General features: G+C 72.5%; 25 protein-coding genes. 7 read left to right on the plus strand and 18 right to left on the minus strand.

Going from position 1 to position 20,553, the window contains the following annotated elements; all coding sequences use genetic code 11:
- Window positions 1-17: 17 nt before the first annotated feature.
- Window positions 18-2,915: a helix-turn-helix transcriptional regulator gene (locus ACVKXF_RS02775; RefSeq protein ID WP_456794746.1), complete on the plus strand. Its 2,898-nt coding sequence runs from the start codon at window positions 18-20 to the stop codon at window positions 2,913-2,915.
- Here ACVKXF_RS02775 and ACVKXF_RS02780 read toward each other — a convergent pair.
- Window positions 2,893-3,624, minus strand: a complete 732-nt coding sequence (locus tag ACVKXF_RS02780; RefSeq protein ID WP_185021467.1) for an acetolactate decarboxylase — start codon at window positions 3,622-3,624, stop codon at window positions 2,893-2,895. The genes ACVKXF_RS02775 and ACVKXF_RS02780 overlap by 23 nt on opposite strands.
- Before the next feature lie 171 nt (window positions 3,625-3,795).
- On the opposite strand from ACVKXF_RS02780, the gene ACVKXF_RS02785 reads away from it, so the two are divergent.
- Complete coding sequence (locus ACVKXF_RS02785; protein ID WP_123313936.1) at window positions 3,796-4,155, plus strand: UBP-type zinc finger domain-containing protein; 360 nt, start codon at window positions 3,796-3,798, stop codon at window positions 4,153-4,155.
- Window positions 4,156-4,178: 23 nt separating this feature from the next.
- On the opposite strand, the gene ACVKXF_RS02790 is transcribed toward ACVKXF_RS02785, so the two are convergent.
- Together ACVKXF_RS02790 and ACVKXF_RS02795 are read right to left on the minus strand one after the other, a co-directional pair.
- Window positions 4,179-4,889 (minus strand): hypothetical protein, encoded by a 711-nt coding sequence (locus ACVKXF_RS02790; RefSeq protein ID WP_123313937.1) that lies wholly within the window; start codon window positions 4,887-4,889, stop codon window positions 4,179-4,181.
- A 19-nt stretch (window positions 4,890-4,908) separates the two neighbouring features.
- On the minus strand, window positions 4,909-6,186 hold the full coding sequence (locus tag ACVKXF_RS02795) for an NAD(P)/FAD-dependent oxidoreductase (protein ID WP_123313938.1): 1,278 nt from the start codon (window positions 6,184-6,186) through the stop codon (window positions 4,909-4,911).
- 258 nt (window positions 6,187-6,444) lie between these two features.
- Between ACVKXF_RS02795 and ACVKXF_RS02800 the strand changes: the two genes are divergently transcribed.
- Complete coding sequence (locus ACVKXF_RS02800; RefSeq protein WP_123313939.1) at window positions 6,445-6,987, plus strand: MmyB family transcriptional regulator; 543 nt, start codon at window positions 6,445-6,447, stop codon at window positions 6,985-6,987.
- A gap of 23 nt (window positions 6,988-7,010) precedes the next feature.
- Here ACVKXF_RS02800 and ACVKXF_RS02805 read toward each other — a convergent pair whose 3' ends face one another.
- The 6 genes from ACVKXF_RS02805 to ACVKXF_RS02830 form a co-directional block, all read right to left on the minus strand.
- Window positions 7,011-7,913: a helix-turn-helix transcriptional regulator gene (locus ACVKXF_RS02805; RefSeq protein WP_456794747.1), complete on the minus strand. Its 903-nt coding sequence runs from the start codon at window positions 7,911-7,913 to the stop codon at window positions 7,011-7,013.
- A gap of 23 nt (window positions 7,914-7,936) precedes the next feature.
- Window positions 7,937-8,917 (minus strand): helix-turn-helix transcriptional regulator, encoded by a 981-nt coding sequence (locus tag ACVKXF_RS02810; protein ID WP_456794748.1) that lies wholly within the window; start codon window positions 8,915-8,917, stop codon window positions 7,937-7,939.
- Window positions 8,918-9,039: 122 nt separating this feature from the next.
- Window positions 9,040-9,348, minus strand: coding sequence for a hypothetical protein (locus ACVKXF_RS02815; RefSeq protein WP_222658225.1), 309 nt, complete (start codon window positions 9,346-9,348; stop codon window positions 9,040-9,042).
- Entirely contained in the window at window positions 9,345-9,956 is a 612-nt protein-coding gene (locus ACVKXF_RS02820) for a hypothetical protein (RefSeq protein ID WP_456794749.1), read from the minus strand. The genes ACVKXF_RS02815 and ACVKXF_RS02820 overlap by 4 nt, the downstream gene beginning before the upstream one ends.
- Entirely contained in the window at window positions 9,953-10,507 is a 555-nt protein-coding gene (locus tag ACVKXF_RS02825; RefSeq protein WP_123313944.1) for an RNA polymerase sigma factor, read from the minus strand. The genes ACVKXF_RS02820 and ACVKXF_RS02825 overlap by 4 nt, the downstream gene beginning before the upstream one ends.
- Before the next feature lie 9 nt (window positions 10,508-10,516).
- Window positions 10,517-10,687, minus strand: coding sequence for a hypothetical protein (locus ACVKXF_RS02830; RefSeq protein ID WP_185021469.1), 171 nt, complete (start codon window positions 10,685-10,687; stop codon window positions 10,517-10,519).
- 104 nt (window positions 10,688-10,791) lie between these two features.
- Between ACVKXF_RS02830 and ACVKXF_RS02835 the strand changes: the two genes are divergently transcribed.
- Window positions 10,792-11,421, plus strand: a complete 630-nt coding sequence (locus ACVKXF_RS02835; RefSeq protein ID WP_123313945.1) for an MOSC domain-containing protein — start codon at window positions 10,792-10,794, stop codon at window positions 11,419-11,421.
- On the opposite strand, the gene ACVKXF_RS02840 is transcribed toward ACVKXF_RS02835, so the two are convergent.
- The gene (locus tag ACVKXF_RS02840) at window positions 11,422-11,811 is read right to left on the minus strand and encodes an MmcQ/YjbR family DNA-binding protein (protein WP_456794750.1); all 390 of its coding nucleotides are present in this window, start codon (window positions 11,809-11,811) and stop codon (window positions 11,422-11,424) included. It abuts the gene before it with no gap.
- A 155-nt stretch (window positions 11,812-11,966) separates the two neighbouring features.
- On the opposite strand from ACVKXF_RS02840, the gene ACVKXF_RS02845 reads away from it, so the two are divergent.
- Window positions 11,967-12,266: an excalibur calcium-binding domain-containing protein gene (locus ACVKXF_RS02845; RefSeq protein WP_243649928.1), complete on the plus strand. Its 300-nt coding sequence runs from the start codon at window positions 11,967-11,969 to the stop codon at window positions 12,264-12,266.
- 56 nt (window positions 12,267-12,322) lie between these two features.
- On the opposite strand, the gene epsC is transcribed toward ACVKXF_RS02845, so the two are convergent.
- From epsC to ACVKXF_RS02870, 5 genes are all read right to left on the minus strand, one after another.
- A complete protein-coding gene (gene epsC, locus ACVKXF_RS02850; RefSeq protein WP_456794751.1) occupies window positions 12,323-12,907 on the minus strand; it encodes a serine O-acetyltransferase EpsC in 585 nt (194 codons plus the stop codon).
- Window positions 12,904-13,842 carry a cysteine synthase A gene (gene cysK, locus ACVKXF_RS02855; RefSeq protein ID WP_456794752.1) on the minus strand — a complete coding sequence of 313 codons (939 nt, stop codon included), beginning with the start codon at window positions 13,840-13,842 and terminating at the stop codon, window positions 12,904-12,906. Before cysK ends, epsC begins: the two co-directional genes overlap by 4 nt.
- A 63-nt stretch (window positions 13,843-13,905) precedes the next feature.
- The gene (locus tag ACVKXF_RS02860; protein ID WP_456794753.1) at window positions 13,906-14,484 is read right to left on the minus strand and encodes a PDDEXK nuclease domain-containing protein; all 579 of its coding nucleotides are present in this window, start codon (window positions 14,482-14,484) and stop codon (window positions 13,906-13,908) included.
- Between the two features lie 157 nt (window positions 14,485-14,641).
- A complete protein-coding gene (locus ACVKXF_RS02865) occupies window positions 14,642-15,004 on the minus strand; it encodes a DUF1016 N-terminal domain-containing protein (RefSeq protein WP_456794754.1) in 363 nt (120 codons plus the stop codon).
- 78 nt (window positions 15,005-15,082) lie between these two features.
- Window positions 15,083-16,120 (minus strand): dipeptidase, encoded by a 1,038-nt coding sequence (locus ACVKXF_RS02870; RefSeq protein WP_456794755.1) that lies wholly within the window; start codon window positions 16,118-16,120, stop codon window positions 15,083-15,085.
- Between the two features lie 44 nt (window positions 16,121-16,164).
- On the opposite strand from ACVKXF_RS02870, the gene ACVKXF_RS02875 reads away from it, so the two are divergent.
- Entirely contained in the window at window positions 16,165-16,740 is a 576-nt protein-coding gene (locus ACVKXF_RS02875) for a GNAT family N-acetyltransferase (RefSeq protein WP_456794756.1), read from the plus strand.
- Window positions 16,737-17,252, plus strand: a complete 516-nt coding sequence (locus ACVKXF_RS02880) for an SRPBCC family protein (protein ID WP_456794757.1) — start codon at window positions 16,737-16,739, stop codon at window positions 17,250-17,252. The genes ACVKXF_RS02875 and ACVKXF_RS02880 overlap by 4 nt, the downstream gene beginning before the upstream one ends.
- Here the strand turns inward: ACVKXF_RS02880 and ACVKXF_RS02885 are convergent.
- From ACVKXF_RS02885 to ACVKXF_RS02895, 3 genes are read right to left on the minus strand one after another with little or no spacing between them, the layout of a single operon-like run.
- Window positions 17,219-18,052, minus strand: a complete 834-nt coding sequence (locus ACVKXF_RS02885) for a MurR/RpiR family transcriptional regulator (RefSeq protein WP_111084374.1) — start codon at window positions 18,050-18,052, stop codon at window positions 17,219-17,221. The two genes, ACVKXF_RS02880 and ACVKXF_RS02885, sit on opposite strands and share 34 nt — an antisense overlap.
- Window positions 18,049-19,308, minus strand: coding sequence for an allantoate amidohydrolase (locus ACVKXF_RS02890; protein WP_456794758.1), 1,260 nt, complete (start codon window positions 19,306-19,308; stop codon window positions 18,049-18,051). The genes ACVKXF_RS02885 and ACVKXF_RS02890 overlap by 4 nt, the downstream gene beginning before the upstream one ends.
- Window positions 19,305-20,552: a pyridoxal-phosphate-dependent aminotransferase family protein gene (locus ACVKXF_RS02895; RefSeq protein ID WP_456794759.1), complete on the minus strand. Its 1,248-nt coding sequence runs from the start codon at window positions 20,550-20,552 to the stop codon at window positions 19,305-19,307. The genes ACVKXF_RS02890 and ACVKXF_RS02895 overlap by 4 nt, the downstream gene beginning before the upstream one ends.
- Between the last annotated feature and the right edge of the window lies 1 nt (window position 20,553).

Consider the following 20,553-nt stretch of genomic DNA (forward strand, 5'->3'; position numbering starts at 1 on the left):
CCACCCGACGAGAGCTGGTGACCACCGTGTTGACGAACGAGGAGTACCTCCCGCGGACGGGCACACCCCGCTCGTCGGTGCTCGTCGCACCCGACGTCGACCGGCCGATCCGCGGGAGGGTGGCCGAGCGGACCGTCGTCGGCGAGGCACTGGCCCGGCTCGACGACGGTGCCGGCGCGGTGCTGATCGTCCGGGGACCCTCCGGCATCGGCAAGACCCGCCTGCTCGAGGACACCGTCGCGCGGGCGACGGCGGCCGGGCTCCGCGTGGCCGAGGCGAGCACCGACCGGGATGCCCGTCTGATCCCGCTCACCCCGGTCATGGACGCGTTCGGCACCGGACCGCGTCCGATCTCCGACCACTCCCGGTTCGGGTCGATCGCGCGCGACCAGGAGTCCCGGTACTGGCTCCTGCAGCAGTTGCAGGACGACATCGAGCGGGCCGCCGCGTCGAGCGGGGTCGTCGTGGTCATCGACGACCTGCAGTGGTGCGACACCACGACGTTGGCCGTCCTGCGGTCGCTGTCCCGTCGCCTCGCGGACCTGCCCGTCCTCTGGGTCCTCGCGGTGCGTGCCGAGGACCTCGACCCCTCGGTCGTGTCGACCGTGGACGACCTGGCGGCGACCGGTCGGGTCGTCGACCTCGAACCGCTGAGCGACGACGCGACGGCGGCGATGATCGGCGACCTGTTCGGGGTGGCCCCCGACGACACCGTGCTCCGGGCCGCACGACGGACGGAGAACACGCCGCTGCTCGTGGTCGAGCTGGTCCGCGGGCTCCTCGACGAGGAGCTCGTGGAGTTCGCCGACGGCCGGGCGACGATGCCGGGGCCGACGTTGCCCGCGACCTTCGGGGCCTCCGTCCGCGAGACCGTCCGTCGCCTGTCGAAGCCGACGCAGCAGATCGTGCAGGTCGGCGCGGTCCTCGGGCGCTCGTTCGACGTCCGGTCGCTGGCCGCGCTCCTGGACCAGCCCGTGCACCGGCTCCTGCCCGGACTGCAGGAAGCGATCGATGCCGGCGTGCTCGTCGACGGTGGCGAGCAGCTCGCGTTCCGGCACGACGTCCTCCGCGAGGCAGCGGAGTCGATGATCCCGCTGGCCGTCCGCGACGCCCTGGTCCGGCAGGCTGCCGAGGAGCTCCTTCGGCAGGGCGTCGAGCCGCTGTCCGTGGCCACGCGGATCGCCGACGTCGCGAGGCCGGGCGACGTCGACGCGGCCGAGCTGCTCCGCACCGTCGCGATCGACCTGGCCGAGACGGACGCGGCACAGGCGAGTGCGTTCGCCCTCCGCGCGGTCGACATCGCCCGCGACACCGCGATCCTGCCGGGCATCGTCCTCGACGTCCTCCCGCTGCTCTGGCACAGCGGCCGGGTGACCGAGGCGAGGGCGCTGACGGCGCGCCTCGACGGCCGTCTGGGCCCGGAGGACGAGGGACGACTGCGACTCACCACGGCGCGGTTGCAGACGGAGAGCTCGGCGGCGGACGCGCTCCGCTCGGTCGAGACGGCGCTGGAGCTCCCGGGCCTCAGCGACGGCCTGCGGTCGCGGCTGCTCGCACTCCGCGCGCTCAACCTCGCGCACGTCGGACGCCACGAGGACCTCCGGGTCGCGCTCGACGGCAGCCCGGACGGCCCGGGCTCCGACCAGACGGCACTCGCGACGTTCGAGGCAAGTGCCTCGGTCCTCGCGTTCAACCAGGGCCGCTTCGCCGACGCCGGTCGGCTCATCGCCGCCGCGATGAGCCGGATGGCGGGCGCCGAGCAGCCGTCGACGACCTGGTTGCCGGAGGGGCTCTGGGCCGCCTTCCTCGCGAACTCGCTCGGGGACACGGACCGCGCCGACCGCATCGCCGAGGCGAACGCCATCGAGACGCGCAGCAACCACCTCGCGCGCGCGACGGCGTCCTGGATGATGCTCCGGACACGGGTGCTGTTCGACCAGGGCGACCTGGAGGGCGCGAGGACCCTGGCCGAGGCCGTGCTCGACCTCGCCCAGGACCTGGAGCTGGGCGGGTTCGCGGCGCTGACCGCCGGGTCCGTCCTGTTCCGCATCGCGCTCGTGCAGGCCGACCGCGGCGGGACGGAACGGTACCGGCACTTCGCGGAGTCGCTGTGCGCCGATCCGACCTTCGAACGGGCGGGTTCGTGGCTGCTCGCGCTGGAGGCCGAGTCCGTCGGTGCGATCGACGACGCGGTGGCGTTCACCGAACCCGCGTGGCGCACGCTGGACGCTCCGGTGTCCTCGATGTCGAGCCCCGCCGACTTCGCCGACGACGTCCACCTGGCGCGCATCGCCCTGCGCAGCGGCCGGCACGACCGGGCCGAGCGGGTCGAACGCACCGCACGACGCCGATCGGAGGCCAACCCCGAGAACGACCTCTGCGCGGGGACCTGGCTGCACGTGCGCGGGCTCGTCACCGGGTCGGCCGACAGCCTCCGGGCGGCGGTCGCCCGGCTGCGCGGCGTCCCCAGACGGCTCGTGCTCGCCGCGGCGCTCGAGGACCTCGGTCGGCTCGTGCACGACGAGGGTGCCGCGGGGGCCGGGCCGCCAGCCGCGGCGAGCGCCGCGACGACCGCCGCAGCCGTCGCCGAGGCGAGCGAGGCCTGGCAGGAGTCGGCTCGGTTGTTCCACGACGCCGCGGCGAACCGCGATGCCGAGCGGGTCCGCCGTCGGCTCCGCGAGGTCGGCGTCGTCTACCGCACGAGCGCGCCGGACCGGACCGTGACCGGTCTGACGGCACGCGAGTCGCAGGTCGTCGAACGGGTCGCGGCGGGGTTGACGACGCAGCAGATCGCGTCGGACCTGTTCATCTCGACGCACACCGTGGTCAGCCACGTCCGGCACGTCTACACGAAGTGGGGTGTCTCCTCACGCCGCGAGCTCGCTGCACGGTTCACGGCGCACCGCGCGGGGTGACCCCATCGGTCGCGAACCCTGCGCCGAGCCTGGGGAACGACAGCCGCACCCCGGTCGAGAGCCCGAGTTCGACCCGCCCGCTGAACCCCTCGAAGTCCACCAGGGCACCGCCGTGCCGGTGCGACGCGTCGAGGAAGGCGAGGTGGTGCACGGCGTCCTCCCCGCCGCCGACCGGGCCGGGTGTCCGGAACCCGACCAGGCTCCCGGTGACCGACCGGTGCTCGGAGACGCGCGCTGTCGTCCCCAGCGTGCGCACCCGGGCGAACGCGCCCTCGGCCCGCACGCCGACCGCGAAGTCTTCCGACGGCAACGCCGCGTCGACCTGCGCCTGGAGCGCCGCCCGCGAACCTGCCGCACGGACCGGCACCGCCAGGTCCGGTGAGAACGTCGAGACCACCGCGAACGGGATCGGGTCCGCCGGGTCCGCCTCGACCGCCGTGCCGTCCGGCCGCAGTGCGAAGCACCGCCGGTCGATGACGACGACCGCCGTCCCCGCACCGTCGGCCGCCCCGAGGCCGAGGGTGCCGTTCCGGAGCACGTCCGCGACCGTGACCGTCGACGGTCCGCCTCGCGACAGGAGCGTCCGCGCCGGCGATGCGTCCCAGCCGACGTGGTGCTCCGCCGTCCGACCGCCCGCAGGGCTCCCGGCCGCCCAGGAGCGGCCGATCGCTGCACGGGCCCAGACGAGCAGCGTCTCGACGGCCGGCACCGCCTCATCCATCGTCGTCCACGTCGTGCTCCTCCGCCCGATCCGTCGTCCCGACCGTACGGTGGGGGCGGACGGGCCGACCAGCGCCGTTTGACTCCTCCCCGGCGCGTCAGGGCAGGATCGGGTCGAACGACTCTCGCGTTCCGACACGGATCAGGGCATGGTGCAGGGATGAGCGACCTCGCGAAGATGATCACGGTGTCCGTGCCGCCGTCCGGTAGCGGGTGCGTCGAGTGCGACGCGTCGGGCTCCTGGTGGGTGCACCTGCGACGGTGCGCCGCCTGCGGACACGTCGGGTGCTGCGACGACTCGCTGAACCGGCACGCGACGGCGCACTTCGCCACCACGGGTCACGAGGTCATGCAGTCGTTCGAACCGGGCGAGGACTGGTTCTGGGACTTCGTGTCGCAGGACTTCGTGGACGGCCCGCGTCTGGCCGACCCGCAGGCGCACCCGAGCACCCAGTCGGTCCCCGGACCCGCCGAACGGCTGCCGTCCGACTGGATGCAGCAGCTCGCCGACCGCGGCTGACGCCCGGAGCCGTCGGCCGCGCCTCAGCTCCGCGCGTCGCGTGCGTCGCGTGCATCGCGCGCGTCCAGGGCCTCCGACCGGGCGATGAGCTCGTGCACCGTCCCGTACGCGTGCACCTGGTACGCCAGGTGCGCCACGGCCAGCACCACGGACGACCCGATCCCCCAGACGATCGACGCCGGGTCGTCGGCTCCGAGCTGGTCGACGAGGATCGCGATCCCCGCGCCCGCCACGATGGAGTTCACCACGGCGACCGCGGAGGACATCGTGAACAGCAACCGGTACCACGACGGGGCCCGCCCGATGTCGAGGAGCTCGTTCGCCGCGTGCCGTCCCCGGGGCATCGTGAAGTACGTGTCCGCCTCGGGCAGGAGCCGGCCGTAGTACCGACGGATGCGCTGCATCGCAGCGAGCGCCGCGACGTCCTCCAGCGCCGTCTCCACGAGCCGTTCGTAGGTGAAGACGCCGAGCAGGACGATCACCGGGATGATCGCCCCGAGGAACCCGAGCGCGAACGGCGTGTGGGCGAGGAAGCCGAACGCCACGAGCGAGCTGGAGAGCGTCGTGAGGTACAGCGACGACCGGCTGCTGGACTCGCTCACGGTGATGCTCCGGGCACTCTCCAGCACGAACTGCTCGGTCAGCAGCGCGTTGAAGAACGCGGTCGGCCGGTCCAGGTGGGTGACCGACTCGGACGCGGTCGGCAGCTGCGGGGGTTCGACGTCGTCGGGCATCGGCGGGTCTCCTCGTCGTTCAGTCGGATGCTGCGAGGTGGCGGTGCACGAAGGTGACGGCCATCGCGCCCTCTCCGACCGCCGCCGCGACGCGTTTCACGGACCCCGCGCGCACGTCGCCGGCGGCGAACGAGCCGGGGACGTTGGTCTCGAGGTAGTACGGACGCCGGCGCAGCGGCCAGTCCCGGAGCGACTGCGGGACCACGTCCAGGTCGGGACCGGTGACGAGGTAGCCGAGGCGGTCGCGGACCATCGGAGTGTCCGCCGCCCACGTCGTGTCGGGTTCGCCGCCGATGCAGATGAAGAGGCGCGTGGCGGCGAGCTCCGTGGTCGTGCCGTCGCCCGCGGTGACCTCGATCGAGGACAACCGGGTGTCCCCGACCAGGCCGGTCACCCGGGTGTCGGTCCGGACCGACACGTTCGGCGCGGCCTCGATCCGGGCGCTCAGGTACTCGGACATGGTCGCGGACAACGAGGACCCCCGGACCAGCATGGTGACGTGCGCGGCGGACCGGGAGAGGTTCATGGCGGCCTGCCCCGCCGAGTTCGCGCCGCCGACCACGAAGACCTGTTCGCCCACGCACCCGTCGGCCTCGCTCGTGCCGGCTCCGTAGTAGACGCCGCGGCCGAGCAGGTCGCGCTCCCGCGGCAGCCCCAGCCGTCGCCACTCAACCCCGGTCGCGCAGATGTTCGCCCGGGCGACGACGTGGCCGCCGTCGGCGAGGTCGGCGTGGATGCGGCCGTCGTGGAAGACGCCGTGCACGCCCTCGCGCATGACGAGGACCTCTGCGCCGAACCGGACGGCCTGTTCGCGGGCCCGCTCGGCGAGTTCCGCGCCGGCGACGCCCTCCGGGAAGCCGAGGTAGTTCTCGATGAGGCTGCTGGACCCCGCCTGCCCGCCGACGGCGTCCCGCTCCAGCAGGACGACGTCCAGGCCCTCGGACGCCGCGTAGACGGCGGCGGACAGCCCGGCGGGACCGGCACCGTAGATCGACAGGTCGTACTCCGCCCGACGGGGCGCGTGGACCCAGCCGAGTCGGTCGGCGATCTCCCGCACCGTCGGCGCTGCGAGCCGGGTGCCGTCGGGGAACACCACGACCGGCAGCCGGGCGGCGTCGAGCGGAGCACCGGCGACCGACACCGCGTGCGCGTCGTCCCGCAGCGGCACCCAGTCGAAGTGCACGACGGACCGCGACAGGAAGTCCCGCACGGCGTACGCGTCGGCGTCGAACTCGCGGCCGTACACACGGACGCGTCGGGACGGCACCCGGTCGGCGGGTTCGACGTGGGGCTCCATGGATCCTCCCGGTGCGGTGGGACGAGGAACGGCCGCCAGCTGGGCGCCGACGGGCGTCCCGGTGACCTGACAGCACGGTACGGACTGCGACGGCGTCGCACCTGGCCCTGTCAGGGTCCGGCCGTGCCCCGGTCCGGCGTCGTCCGGCCGTGACCGGCCCCGGGATCGCGCTCCGGGCCACCCCGGCGTGCCGCCGTCGATCACCAGTGGTCCTCGAAGGGCCACCCTGGGCGGCTGCCGCGCCGCTAGCGTGACGGTATGAGCCGCAACGGTGCCGGAGGCGTCGCGCCCCGCGGTGTCCGCGAGCTGGTGGCCGCGATCGGGTGCCTGCCGGCGGTGGTGACCGACCGCCACCTCACCGTCGTGGTGTCGAACCCGCTCGCTCGCGCCCTGAGCGGGGCGTTCCACCCGTCCGTGAACATCGCGCGCTACACGTTCCTCGACTCGGTCACGGACGACGAGTCACCGGAGTGGCTGGACGCGTCGGGACAGATCGCGGCAATGCTCCGGGACTCGCTGGAACAGCACGAGGAGGACGACGGCTTCCGACGGCTCGTCGGTGAGCTGTCGTCGCAGAGCGTCTCCTTCGCCAGGGCCTGGGCGCACGACGCCCGACGCCCGGCCCGGAGCGCGGCCGTGCGGTTCGTGCAGCCGTTCGTCGGTCCGATCACGATGGTGTTCCAGGAGCTGCTGATCCCGGACGACTTCGCACTGCGGATGCTGCTGTGGCGGCCCGCCGACGACCCGACGGAACGTGATGCGTTCGCGCGCCTGGTGGAGTACGCGGCCGGAGAGCGCTGACGATCCAGGAGGACCCACCGTGGCTACGCGACGCCGACCGCCGGGGTCGCGGGGTCGATCGACCGCGGTGGCGCCTCGACCATGTACGCGAGCACCGCGGCCCCGCGGGACCCGGCCGGGGCGTAGAGGGTGTTGAGCGTCAACCCCTCGCGACCGGGGATGACGAGTCCCTCCCACTCGAACTCGAGGACGCCGAAGGGCTCGACGTGCTCGAAGCAGGTACCCGACGTGTAGACGTGCACGTCGTGCCGGGCCCACATCGCGGCGAACTCGGGATCACGGATCGACAGTCGACCCACGATCTCCTGGGTGCGGGGGTCCTCGAGGTCGGCCCGCATCCGGAACACCGCGACCATCTCCGCCGCCCGGCGGTACCACTCCGGGTAGGTGGCGCGGTCGACGACGGTGAACATCCGCAGCAGCCGGTTCGCACCGCTCCGCATGCTCGGGCTGAGGGCGGCGGCGAGGGCCGTACCGGCGACGACGTCCATCCGGTCGTCGACGACGAACGCCGGCACGTCGTTGCGCCGCGCCAGGAGTCGCTGCACCGCGGGGTCGTCCGCTGCTGGTCGGGTGGGACGCGGTGTCCGCACGGCGGGACGCGCGAGTCGGCGGAGGTGGGTGAGGGCGTGCTCGTCGAGGCCCAGGGCCCGACCGAGACAGACGATCACCTGCTCCGAGGGCTGGTGGTCACGGCCCTGCTCGAGCCGGAGGTAGTACTCGGCGCTGATCCCGGCGAGGGCCGCGACCTCTTCCCGCCGCAGTCCGCTGACCCGGCGGTTCGCTTCTCGCGGAAGCCCGACGTCCTCGGGCTGGGTGACGTCACGACGGGCGCGGAGGTACTCACCGACGCGCGATGCACCGGACGTGGTCGCAGCACGCCGCGGGGCCGGAAGCCGCTGCTGGCCGGGCTGTGTGGACGACATCGCACCTCCGGACGCTCGGGCGATCAGTGCCCGGTCACGGCCGATCGCTTGCGTCGATCGTCCCGCGCCCCCGTGGACACCTCGGCGTGGTGTTCGCGCTCTGCACAGACGGCCTGCGTGGATTGCACAGCCGCCGCCCGGAACTCGCGGGGCGTGACGCCATGGTGCGCTCGGAACGCACGGCTGAACGACGACGCCGAACCGAAGCCCGCGCGCCGCCCGATGGCGTCGAGGCCGACGTGCTCGGCCAGATCCCCGTCGCGCAGCATCGCGGCGGCATTCGCCAGACGGGTCTCGGCGATGAGGCGGCCGGGTCCGGGTGCGTCGTGCTCGAACGCCTTCTGCAGGGTGCGCGGCGAGACCTGCATGGCGTTCGCCAGCGACTCGACGGTGAGGGTCGGGTCGCCGGAGTACAGGTCGATGTGGCGTCGTGCACGGGTCCGGAGCGCCAACCGGGCGGCGTCGGGCGGCACCTGCCGGACGGTCGCGTCGATGGCGAAGCCGTTCGCGAGTGCGATGAGCGCCTGCGCCGCGGCGGCCTCGCTGGCGGTGTCGTGGCCGTTCCCCAGGTCGGAACGCAGCACGTTCGTGGCGACCGAGGCGATCATCACCGGGACGCCCGAGGTCAGGGGGAAGACGCCGTCGGTCAGGGCGTCGAGCTCGCTGCCGCGCAGGTGCAGCGACGACCGGTCCATCCGCACCGACACCGCCGAGAACCCGGGACTGACGCTGAACTCCTGGATCCGCTGCATGCGGTCCACGCTGAGCGTGCCCGCGTCGTTCACCGTCTCGCTCGACGACCGACGGACGCGGATCCGACCGGACACGATGAAGGCCCATACGACGGCGTCGCCCGGGTCCACGTACCCGAACTCGTCGGGGTCACCGGGCGCGGGGGCACGGGTCTTCGTCACGCTGACCGAACCGAGCGAACGGCTCTCGACGGTCGAGACGCTCCGGCCGGGGAACCGGCCGTCCTCGCGACGCGCGAACGGGAGGTACATGCTCGGCCTCCCGTCCTCACCCGCCATTCTCGTCCACATCGGGGCGTGAGCGGCGACCGCGTGTCGGACGGGAGGCCCTTCACGGTGCCGCCACGGGCCTCCCGTCCGTCAGTGAGCCGGGTTCACCCCACCCGCGCGACCCGCACGTCGACCCGCGTGAGTGCCAGGCCGTGCGCCGACGCCGCCGCGAGGGCGACGTCGTGCACCGCACGGGCCACCTCCGGCGCGGGCCGGTACCCATCGGTGCCGATGACGACGCGCAGGACGCCGTCGTCCACGACGACGCGTGCGGGGGTCGCGCTGGACGCGATGCCCCGGACGGCGCTGACGGTGCTCGCCACGGTCGGGCGCGCACGGTAGAGGTCGGTGACGCCGGGGACGCCGATCACGGCCTGTTCGACCGCGGCGAGGGTGTCGTCGTCGGAGCTCATCGGGTCTCCTCGGTGTCGGTGTTGGTGTCGGGATCCGGTTCGAGCAGGTCGCGCACCACCACGTCGACGGCCTCGACGAGCAGGTCGGTCTGCTCGGCCAGCGCCTGGGCGACACCGGTCCGGACCAGGTCCGCCGTCGCGACGATCGACGGGCCGGAGACGATCGCGACCTCGACGACCACGCGGATCGGTGCGGCGAGTTCGGTGACGTCGCCGTCGAGCCGGCACCGAGCGACGAGCACGCCCGGCACACCGTCGCCGGTCCGGCGGATCAGCGATCGGATCGCGCCCTCGGTCATCACCGGGCGCTCCGACTCGGACTGCGGGCGGAGGGGCACGTCGCGTCCGGAGCGGGACTCCAGGGAGATGTTGGCGAGCACGCCGCCGATCCACGACTCGTCGGCCGGGGCCTCGTCGCGGGCCGCGGCCTCGAGCGATCCGAGCGACGCGTGCCGCACCCGCAGGATCGCCGCCAGGGCGTTCTGGCACGCGGGTGAGCCGTCGATGCTCGGGTCCGGCGGCTGCATCCCGGCGTCCAGGTAGTCGGCGAGCTCGTCGATGGAGTGGCCGTCGAGGTCGTCGGGTTCGAGTGCGTCGAGGTCGCTCATCGCCATCCCTCCATGAGTCGGATCATGTTCTTCCTCGCTCGGGACAGGAGTCCGCGGACCGTCGACGGAGGCAGGTCGAGTTCGGCGGCGATGTCGTCGTAGCTGTACTCGAGCACCTCCTTCATGATCCAGCAGCGTCGTTGGGCTTCGGGCAGTTCGGCGAGCGCCGTCTCCGCCGCTTCCTCGCGGGAGCGGGCCTCGGCGACCCGGTCCGGGGCGTCGGCAGCGGGTGCGGCGACCTCGAGTTCGGTGACGTCGTCGTGGAACCGTCGGGCCCGGATGCGGTCCAGGCACTTCCGGCTGAGGATCCGCATCAGCCAGGACTTCACCTTGGCGTGGTCCTCGAGACGGTCCAGACGGTCCCAGGCGGTGATGAAGGTCTCCTGCACGACGTCGTCGAGTTCGTCGGTCGACCCCAGGGTCCGACGGGCGTAGGCGCGCAGGAGCGGTGTGTAGCGGCGGATCAGGACCTCGAAGGCCCGGACGTCGCCATCGGACGACCGGCCGGCGAGGACCGCGTCGTCGAGCTCGGCGAGGGACTGGTGGTGCACGCTTTCCTTCTACTGGTGGTGGATGGTGTTCCGCTGGACGCGCTTCCGGACGGGGACGACGCGCAGCGGCCCGACCGGTCGGGCGCTGAGCGAGCGGATCCGCACCAGCGCCAGACCGTGGGTCGGTGCGTGCCTGCCGTGCGACGTCAGGCGGACGGCAACGATGTCGTCGTCGAGCATGGGAACTCCTCGGTCGGACCATCGGGCATGGTCCCTCACCGGTGTGACGCACCGGACCGGCGGTTCGTCACACCTGCCGACGGACTTACGCCAGAGTTGGAGGCATGTCGCTCGTCACCGCCGTCTGCCGCGTCGACCGTCTGCTCCCCGATTCCGGCACGATCGGCGTCACCGCCATCGACAAGCGTCCGGTCGCGGGGAAGGTCCGGGTCCGGCCGCTGGGGCTCTACGCCGACGTCCAGGCCGACCGGAAGCACCACGGCGGTGAGGACCAGGCCGTGTACGCCTACGCGGACGAGGACGCCGAGTACTTCGCCGCGTCGCTGGGGCGCGAGATCCCGCCGGGCCTCTTCGGCGAGAACCTGCGGACCACGGGCGTCGACGTCACCGGGGCCGTCACGGGCGAGCGGTGGCGCATCGGCGAGACGCTGGAGCTCGAGGTGACGATCCCGCGGATCCCGTGCGGCACGTTCGCGCGGCGGATGGGCGTCGACAAGTGGGTCCGGCGCTTCACCGAGGAAGGGCGGCCGGGCGCGTACCTGCGGGTCGTGAAGTCCGGTCCGGTGGCAGCGGGCGACCCGGTCGTGGTGACCCACCGGCCGGCGCACGGGGTGACGATCGGCGAGGTCTTCGCGGGTCTCACGCCCGAGCGCGCCCGTGCCGTGCTCGAGTCCGGCGAGCGGCTGGCGCCGAAGGTGGTCCGGGACGTCTCGAAGGCGCTCGCCCGCTCCTGATCAGCCGCCCGCTCGGTCTCCGCCGCGTGTCGGGTCGAGGGGCCGCTTCGCTCGGGGCAGCCCGGCGACGACCAGGTCGTAGGCGTTCGCGACGAGGTCCTCGACCAGGGTCTCGTCGATGCCGTCCCCGGGCGCGAGCGTGATCCAGTGCCGCTTGTTCATGTGCCACCCCGGTGTGATCTCGGTGTGGTCGCGGACGAGGGCGGCGCCATGCGGTGGTGCGCACTTCAGGTTGACGATGGGCACACCCCGGAGCTCGCTCGTCATCACGAACATCTTGTCGACGACCTTGTAGACGACGGCGCCCTCGCCGAAGGGTTCGGTCTCGAACACCGCGGGCAGGGCCATCGCGGTGCGACTCGCGGTCTCGTGCAGCTGCGCGCCGTCCATGCACCCAGCATGCCCGAGACGCCCGACACCGCGACGGACGGGGCGGACCTGTTCGGGGGCATGTCGTGAGCGTCGTTCACATCGTAGGATCAGCTCGCCGCGTACCCGACGCGGCGGTCGCTCCGGCGATCACCCACTCCTTCCAGGGGGAACCCGTGCGCATCATCCGTACCCTCGGCATCGCCGCCGCCACCGCCGTCCTCGCCACCACCGTCGTCGTCGGTGGGGCCTCCACCGCGCAGGCGGCACCGAAGACCTACGCCAACTGCACCGCGGTGCACAAGGTGTACTCGGGCGGCATCGCGAAGAAGTCGGTCACGAAGAACAAGGTCACTTCGAATGGCAAGGTGACCTACCGCGCCCTCAAGGGGACGGTGAAGAAGGACGACGCCCTGTACAAGGCGAACAAGAAGATGGACCGCGACGCCGACGGCATCGCCTGCGAGAAGAGCTGACGCGCTGACGCGCCGAAGCACTGGCCCTCGGACGCCCCGTCACCGCGACGGGGCGTTCAGAGCGTCGGCACGCCCTCGTGCCCGGACCTCGGACGGGCGGTCCCGGCGACCCCGGTGACGACCGAGCCGGCAGGGACGTCCTTCGTCACCACGGTGTTCGCGCCCACGACGGAGTCCTGCCCGATGGTGATCGCCCCGATCAGCGAGGATCCCGCGCCGAGCACGACCCGGTCGCCCACCACCGGGTGCCGTCGGGCCCCCGGGCCGTGGTCCCCGCCGCGCCCGCCGAGGGTCACCCCGTGGAACAGCACGACGTCGTCCCCGATCACCGCGGTCGCCCCGATCACGACGCCCATGCCGTGGTCGATGAAGAACCGCCGACCGATGCGGGCGCCGGGGTGGATCTCGATGCCGGTCACGGACCGTGCCGCCTGGCCGATGACCCGTGCGACGAACCGCGATCCGGGCAGCCCGCTGGCCGTCCAGAGCCGGTGCGTCAGACGGTAGGTCCAGATGGCGTGCAGCCCGGAGTAGACGATCGCGTTCTCGAGGTCACCACGGGCGGCGGGGTCGCCGCGGCGTGCTGCGGCCAGGTCCTCCCGGACCGTCCGCAGCACGCCTCGTCGGACGGGACGGCTCACGCAGTGAGTCCCTCGAAGAGCACCGTCGACAGGTAGCGCTCCCCGGTGTCGCAGACGATCGCGACGATGCGCTTGCCGGCGTTCTCGGGCCGGGCGGCGATCTCGATCGCGGCGTGGATGATCGCACCGGAGGAGATGCCGGCGAGGATGCCCTCGTCGGTCGCGAGCGCCCGCGCCACACTCAGGGCGTCGTCGAGCTCGACGTCGAACACCTCGTCGATGACGGACTGGTCGAGGACCTCGGGGATGAAGTTCGCGCCGATGCCCGCGATCTTGTGCGGTCCGGCCTTGCCCTCGGTCAGGAGCGGGGAGTCCTTCGGCTCGACCGCGACGATGTGCACGCCGGGCACGCGCTCCTTGAGCACCTGACCGACACCGGTGATCGTGCCACCGGTCCCGACACCCGCGACGAACACGTCGACGTGCTCCTCGGTGTCGCGCAGGATCTCCTCCGCCGTGGTCTTCCGGTGGATCGCGGCGTTCGCGGCGGTCTCGAACTGGTGGGCGAGGATCGCGCCGGGGGTCTCGTCGACGATCGCGGCAGCTCGCTCGACCGCGCCCTTCATGCCCTCGGGACCCGGGGTGAGCACGATCTCGGCACCGTAGGCGCGCATCACCGCGCGACGCTCGACGCTCATCGTCTCCGGCATCGTGATGACCACCTTGTAACCGCGGGCCGCGCCGACGAGCGCGAGGGCGATGCCGGTGTTGCCCGACGACCCCTCGACGATGGTGCCGCCCGGCTGGAGGTCGCCGGACTGCTCGGCCGCGTCGATGATCGCGACGCCGAGGCGGTCCTTCACGCTGGCGCCGGGGTTGTAGAACTCGAGCTTCGCGAGCACCTCGGCGCCGCCCGCCTTCGGCAGCCGGTTCAGCTTGACGAGCGGGGTGTTGCCGAACGCCTGCGAGATGTTGTCGTAGATGGTGCCGCTCATCTGGTCCGTCCTCTTCGGGTCAGGTCGCGTCCCACATCCTGGAGGCGCGGTGTGCGCCCGATCCTAGCGACCGGACCCGGCGTGCTCCTGTCCACTGCCGCGCGCCCGCCCACCAGACCGGCCGCCGCGCTCCCCCACCTCCGGCTGAGCGTCCTCCGTCGGCCGCAGCGCTCGTCGGAGTTGCGCCTCCGAAGGCAGCGCTCGCTGGATCTCCGCAGGCAGGAACTCGTACGACGAGATGCCGACAGGCGCGCTCGACGTACCGAGCGAGTAGCGGACGACCGCGTCGTTCTTGCCTGCGACCAGCAACAGACCGACCGTCGCCGCGTGAGTGTCGCGACGCAGTCTGTCGTCGACGAGGGCAACGTAGAACGAGAGCTGCCCGATGTTGTCCGGCCGGAACTCCCCGGTCTTGAGTTCCACGACGACGTACCGGAGCTGCTCGACGTGGAAGAAGAGGAGATCGACGAAGAAGTCGTTGCCGTCGACGTCGAAGTGCACCTGTCGCCCGACGAATGCGAAACCCGTGCCGAACTCGCGGAGGGTTTCCTCGATCCGCTGCACCAGTGCGCGCTCGAGCTTTCGCTCGTCGAGGTCGCCGTCGACGGCGAGGAAGTCGAGCACGTACGGGTCCCGGGTCATCTGCCGAGCCAGATCGGCACCGTCTTCGTCCAGGAGACGACTGAAGTTCGTTGGCGGAGTCCCGCTGCGCTCCAGGACACGGGTTCGCAGGTTGTGCACGAGCGCGCTGCGCGACCAGCTGCCCTGAACCGCAGCTACTGCGTACCGAGCCCGGCGATCAGGCTCCGCCACTGGGAGCACGGATGTGCCCCCACGGCAATTGGTCCACAAGCTGTGGACCAATTGATGCTTCCTCAGGCCAGGCCGCCGCGAACTGCCGCATGTACTTGAGGTTCGTCGCCGACAGCCCCTTCATCGACGGGAACTCGCTTCGTAGATCGTCGGCGAGCCGGTTCAGGACACCGCTCCCCCACTGCCCGCTCTTCGACCGCTCAAGCAGGACCGTGCCGATCGACCAGTACAGGTGCACCAGTTGCGCGTTCGCTGCCAGCTGCACGCGATGCCGCGTCGTAGTCACCTGTTCGCGGATCACTCGAAACGTGTGTTCGTACTCGGCCGGGAGCGTCGATCCATCAGTCATCCGCCGATCGTGGGGGCTGCTGGCACGCGCCGTCCACGAATCGGTATGGACGTCACGTGTGAGGGCACATGGCCAGGGTCAGCGCACGAACGCCGTCCGCGCGAACCGCTCGTCGGTCGCTTCGAGTACCCGCAGCACGTTGCCCCCGGCGAGCGCACGCAGGTCGCTCGCTCCCCACCCGCGCCGCTGCAGCTCGGCCGCGAGCACCGGGTACCGCGACACGTCGCGCAGGTCCGGCGGCAGCACGGGGGTGCCGTCGTAGTCGCCACCGAGGCCGATGTGCGCCGCACCGGCGACGTCACGGGCGTGCTCGACGTGGTCCGCCACGTCCGACACGGTCACGAGCGGTGGCTCCCCCACCGAGCCGGCGTCCTCCCAGTCCGCCCAGGCGCGCGAGACGAACTTCGGCACGAACGTGATCATCACCAGCCCTCCGTTGTCCGACAGCCGGGCCAGCACGTCGTCCGGCACGTTCCGCGGGTGGTCGTCGACGGCCACGGTGGACGAGTGGCTGAAGACGACGGGCTGCGTGGCGACGTCGAGGGTGTCCCGCATCGTCGCGGGGGCGGTGTGCGACAGGTCGACGAGCATGCCGATGCGCTCCATCTCGGCGACCACCTGGCGGCCGCGGTCGGTCAGCCCGCCGTGCGGACGCGATCCCGTCGCCGAGTCGGCCCACGGGGTGTCGTCGTTGTGCGTGAGGGTCATGTAGCGGACGCCGAGTCGGGCGAAGTCGCGCAGCACCCCCAGGTCGTCCCCGATGGAGTGGCCGCCCTCGGCGCCGAGCAGCGACGCGATCCGGCCGGACTCGACGGCTGCCAGCACCTCGGACGCCGTCCGAGCCAGGACGAGCGAGTCCGGGTACCGCTCGATGATCCGGTGCGCCAGGTCGATCTGCTGCAGCGTGGTCCGCACCGGGTCCGGCTCGTCGGCGGGGACGAAGACCGACCAGAACTGCCCGACGACCCCACCGGCGCGGAGCTTCGGCAGGTCGGTGTGCAGCGAGTCGACCTCGGTGTCGATGCCCTCGACCCCGGAGTCGTGCGTCTCGCGGCGCTCCCACGGCAGGTCGTTGTGGCCGTCGATGACCGGGAACGGGATCGCGTCGAACGTCATGTCCCCGACGCTACCGCGCACCCGCTCGTGGCTAGGCTCGGCTCGTGGACCCCGTGACCCTCCGGACCGATCGCCTGGTGCTGTCCGTGCCGCTCCCCGCCGACACCGAGGACGTCATCGCGTACGCGAACGATCCCGACGTCGTCGCGTACACACCGGTACCGGTGCCGTACGGCCACGCCGAAGCGCACCACTGGATCACCGACGTCGTGCGCGCGGGCTGGTCCACGGACTCCCGCTACGAGTTCGGCATCCGGCGGGCCGAAGACCTCCGACTGCTCGGGACGATCGGACTGTTCGGGTTCGTCGACGGCGCGGCCGAGGTCGGCTACGCCGTGCACCCGGACGGTCGCGGCCACGGCTTCGTGACCGAGGCCGCAGCCGCCGTCCTGGCGTGGGCGTTCGCGTCGTCTCCCGACGGACTCGGGCTCGTCCGCGTGCAGTGGCGGGCGATCGCGACGAACGCCCCGTCCGCGGCGATCGCGCAGCGGCTCGGGTTCCGCTACGAGGGACGGCTCCGGTCCGGCGTGTTCCACCGCGGACGACGCCACGACCAGCTCATCGCGGCTGTTCTGCGCGATGACGACCGCTCGACGCCGACGGTCTGGCCAGCCTCGTGACGGTGTCGTTCCGGGTCGTCACCGAACTCGCTGCCCCGCCCGAGCGCGCGTTCGCGCTGTCGCTCGACATCGGCGCGCACGAGCGGTCGATGGCAGCGACCGACGAACGCGCCGTCGCCGGCACGACGTCCGGCGCGATCGGCCTGGGCGAGTCCGTCACCTGGCGCGCGCGGCACTTCGGGATCGTCTGGCGGATGACGAGTCGGATCACCAGCCTGGAGGCTCCGAACCGGTTCGTCGACGAACAGGTGCATGGGCCGTTCGCCCGCTTCCACCACGAGCACCGGTTCGAGCCGTCGGCCGGCGGCACGCGCATGGTCGACACCATCACGTTCCGCGCACCGTTCGGCCCGCTCGGTCGGCTGGCCGAGGTCGTCGCCCTCGAGCGCTACCTGCCGCGGCTCATCCGGGAGCGGAACACGTCGCTCGCCACCGAGCTGCACGCCGACGGCCGCGACGGCCGCGACGGCCACGATGGTCAGGGCGCCGCGAGCTCCCCCAGCGCGTCGTAGGCACTCGCCACCGCGTCGACCCGCGCGCGGCCAGCCGGCCCCGAGGCTTCGTACACGTCGTTCGCGATGGCCGCGACGACCGCGAACAGGGCCGCCATCGAGTCGAACGCCGCCGGTGAGTCGACCGGGCACAGGATCGCGGTGTTCGCCGGTGCCGCGATGACGGCGGCGGTCGGGTCGCCCAGCACGACGACGTCCGCGCCGGTCGACACGCAGTGCCGCACGATCCGGTCGACCCCCGCGGTGTGGCGGCGCACGGTCACCAGGACGACGAGGTCACGACGGTCGAGGTCGGCGACCTCTTCTCCGAGCCGCTGCCCCGGCGCCGGACCGACCCGGACGTCGGAGCGGACCTGCGCGAGCTGCGCGCGGAGCTGCAGCGCCACCGGGTAGGCGCCACGCTCCCCGAACACGAGCACACGGCGGGCACGGACGATGCGCCGCGCGAGTCGCGGACGATCGGCGCGGGCCAGCGAGGCGAAGGCGGCGTCGAGGTTGCGCGCCTCGACCGCGCGCTGGTCGACGTGGGCGGCGTCCTCCGCCACCCACGGCAGGCCGGAGCCGCGTGCGGACATCAGGTTCTGCCGGACCTCGGCCGCGTCCTGGAACCCGAGCGACCGGACGAGCCGGGACACCGTCGCCTTCGACGTGCCCGACTCGGCGGCGAGCTCGGCCGAGGTGCCGACGAGCAGGAGTTCCGGGTCGTGCCGGACCATCGCGGCGACGCGTCGTTCGGCGGGCGAGAGCTGCTCCCAGACGGAGTCGATGCGGGCGCGGACATCGGGTCCGGCGGTGCTCATGCCCGGGCCACCCGGTCCACCGCGACGGCGAGCGCGTCCAGCCCGAGCGCGATGTCGGGCGTCGAGACGAACTCGTCCGGGTGGTGGCTGATGCCGTCGGGGTTGCGGAGGAACAGCATCGCGACGTCGGTGACGAGCCCGAGCGACATGGCGTCGTGTCCGGCCCGCGAGAACAACTCCATCGGGGCGGTCTCGCCGGTGGACTCGATGCCGGCGCGGACGGCGTCCATCAGCCGCGGCGCGCAGAACACCGCCGGCGCCCGGTGCACCTCGGTCGGCGTGACACTGACCCCGCGCCGTTCGCCGATCAGCGAGAACGCCTTCGTGAGCTCGTCCCACACCGCGTCACGGCCGTCGTCGAACTCGCCGCGCAGGTCCACCGAGAACCGCGCGAGCCCGGGGACCACGTTCACCGCGCCGGGTTCGACGGTCATCGTGCCGACGGTGCCGACGTGGTGCGACGCGCGGCATATCCGCTCGACGGCGAGGGCCGCCTCGGCCGCGGCGAGCAGGGCGTCGTGGCGACGCTCGTACGGGGTGCCGCCGGCGTGCCGGGCCTCACCGACGGCCTCGACCGAGAACCGTCGGGCGCTCGCGATGCTCGTGACCACGCCGAGTGCCTGGCCGGCCTGCTCGAGGTACGGGCCCTGCTCGATGTGCGCCTCGAGGTACCCGGCGAGCGTCGTCGGGTCCGCCGCGGCGTCACCGACGCGGGACGGGTCGAGCCCGAACCGGGTGAAGGCCTCGCGCAGGGTGACGCCGTCGCCGTCCGCCAGGTCCCACCAGGACTCGTCCCACAACCCGGCGACGGCGGACGACCCGAGCAGGGCCTTGCCGAACCGGGTCCCCTCCTCGTCGGAGAACGCGATCACCTCGAGCGCGACGGGCAGCGGTCCCGCAGCCGTCAGCCGAGCGGCGGTGCGGACGGCCATCAGGACCCCGACGATGCCGTCGTACCGGCCGGCGTCCACCACGGTGTCCAGGTGCGAGCCGAGCAGCAGCACGGGGGCGTCGGGCGTCGCGCCGTCGATCCGTCCGTGCAGGTTGCCGGCGGCGTCCTGCCAGGTGCTGAGTCCGGCGTCCTGCATCCACCCGGCGACGATCGCGTTGACGCGCGCGTGCTCGGGCGACAGGTACACGCGGGTGATCCGGCCGGTCTCCTCGGTCACCAGGGCGAGCTCGTCGCACCACCGCGCCACGAGCTCGGCGTCCGCGGTGCCGAGCGCGGTGGCGCTCACGACCGGGGCCGCGTTCATGCCGGCACCCCGACCGGCGCACCGGAGACGGTGCTGTCACGGTAGAGGTCAAGGGCGGCGTCGACCCCACCACCGTGCGGGACGGCGTGCCCGGCCCGGCGGAGTGCGTGTTCGAGGGCGGCGAGCGTCGTCACCACGGTGTCCTTGCGGGCGTTGTAGCCCATGGTGCCGATGCGCCAGACCTTGCCGTGCAGCGGTCCGAACGAGGTTCCGATCTCGATGCCGTGGTCGTCGAGCATCGAACCACGGACCTGGTCGCCGACCACGTCGGACGGGATCTCCACCGCGACGACGTTGTGCATCTTGTGCGCGACGTCACCGAACACCCCGAGTCCGAGCGCCTGCACGCCCTGCAGCATCGCGCGCCCCGCGAGCTCGTGGCGTGCGATCGCCTGCTCGACCCCTTCGTCGAGCAGGATGCGGGCGCACTCGTTGGCGGCGTAGAGCATCGAGGCGGCCTCGGTGTGGTGGTTCAGCCGCCGCGGACCCCAGTAGTCCAGGATCATCGCGAGGTCGAGGTAGTTCGAGCGGATCGGCTCGTCGGCGACGTCGTCACCGGGTTCGCGGATGCCGGCCTCGACGCTGCGGCGCTCGTCGAGCACCGCGGTCGCCCGCGGCGAGACGGTGACCGGCGCGCTGCCGGAGGGGCCGCCGAGGCACTTCTGCAGTCCGGCGCTGACGGCGTCGATGCCCCAGGCGTCGACCTCGAGCGGGTTGCCGCCGACGGTCGCCGTCGCGTCGGTGTAGAACAGCACGCCGTGCCGCTCGCAGATCGTGCCCAGTTCGTCGAGCGGCTGGTTCATCGTCGTGGACGTGTCGCCCTGCACGATCGCCAGCACCTTCGGCCGGACGCGGACGATGGCGTCCTCGATCGCAGACGGCGTGAACACCTGACCCCACGCGGTCTCGATCGTGTGGACCTCGGCCCCGGCACGGCCGGCGATCTCGGCGAGCAGGTGCCCGAACCGGCCGAACACCGGCACGAGCACGCGGTCACCCGGCGCGAGGAGCGACACCAGCACCGCCTCGATCCCGGCGCGCGAGGTGCCGTCGACGAGCACGGTGGCCTCGTTCGCGGTGCCGAACACACCGCGGTACAGCTCCTGGGTGTCGTTCATGGCGGAGGTCATCCACGGGTCGTACTGCCCGACGAGCGGGGTCGACAGGGCACGGAGCACGCGCGGGTCGGCGGTGATCGGGCCGGGGCCCATCAGGAGGCGGGCTGGCGGGTTCACGGGGTGCATG

The organism is Curtobacterium sp. PvP017 (assembly GCF_054060195.1).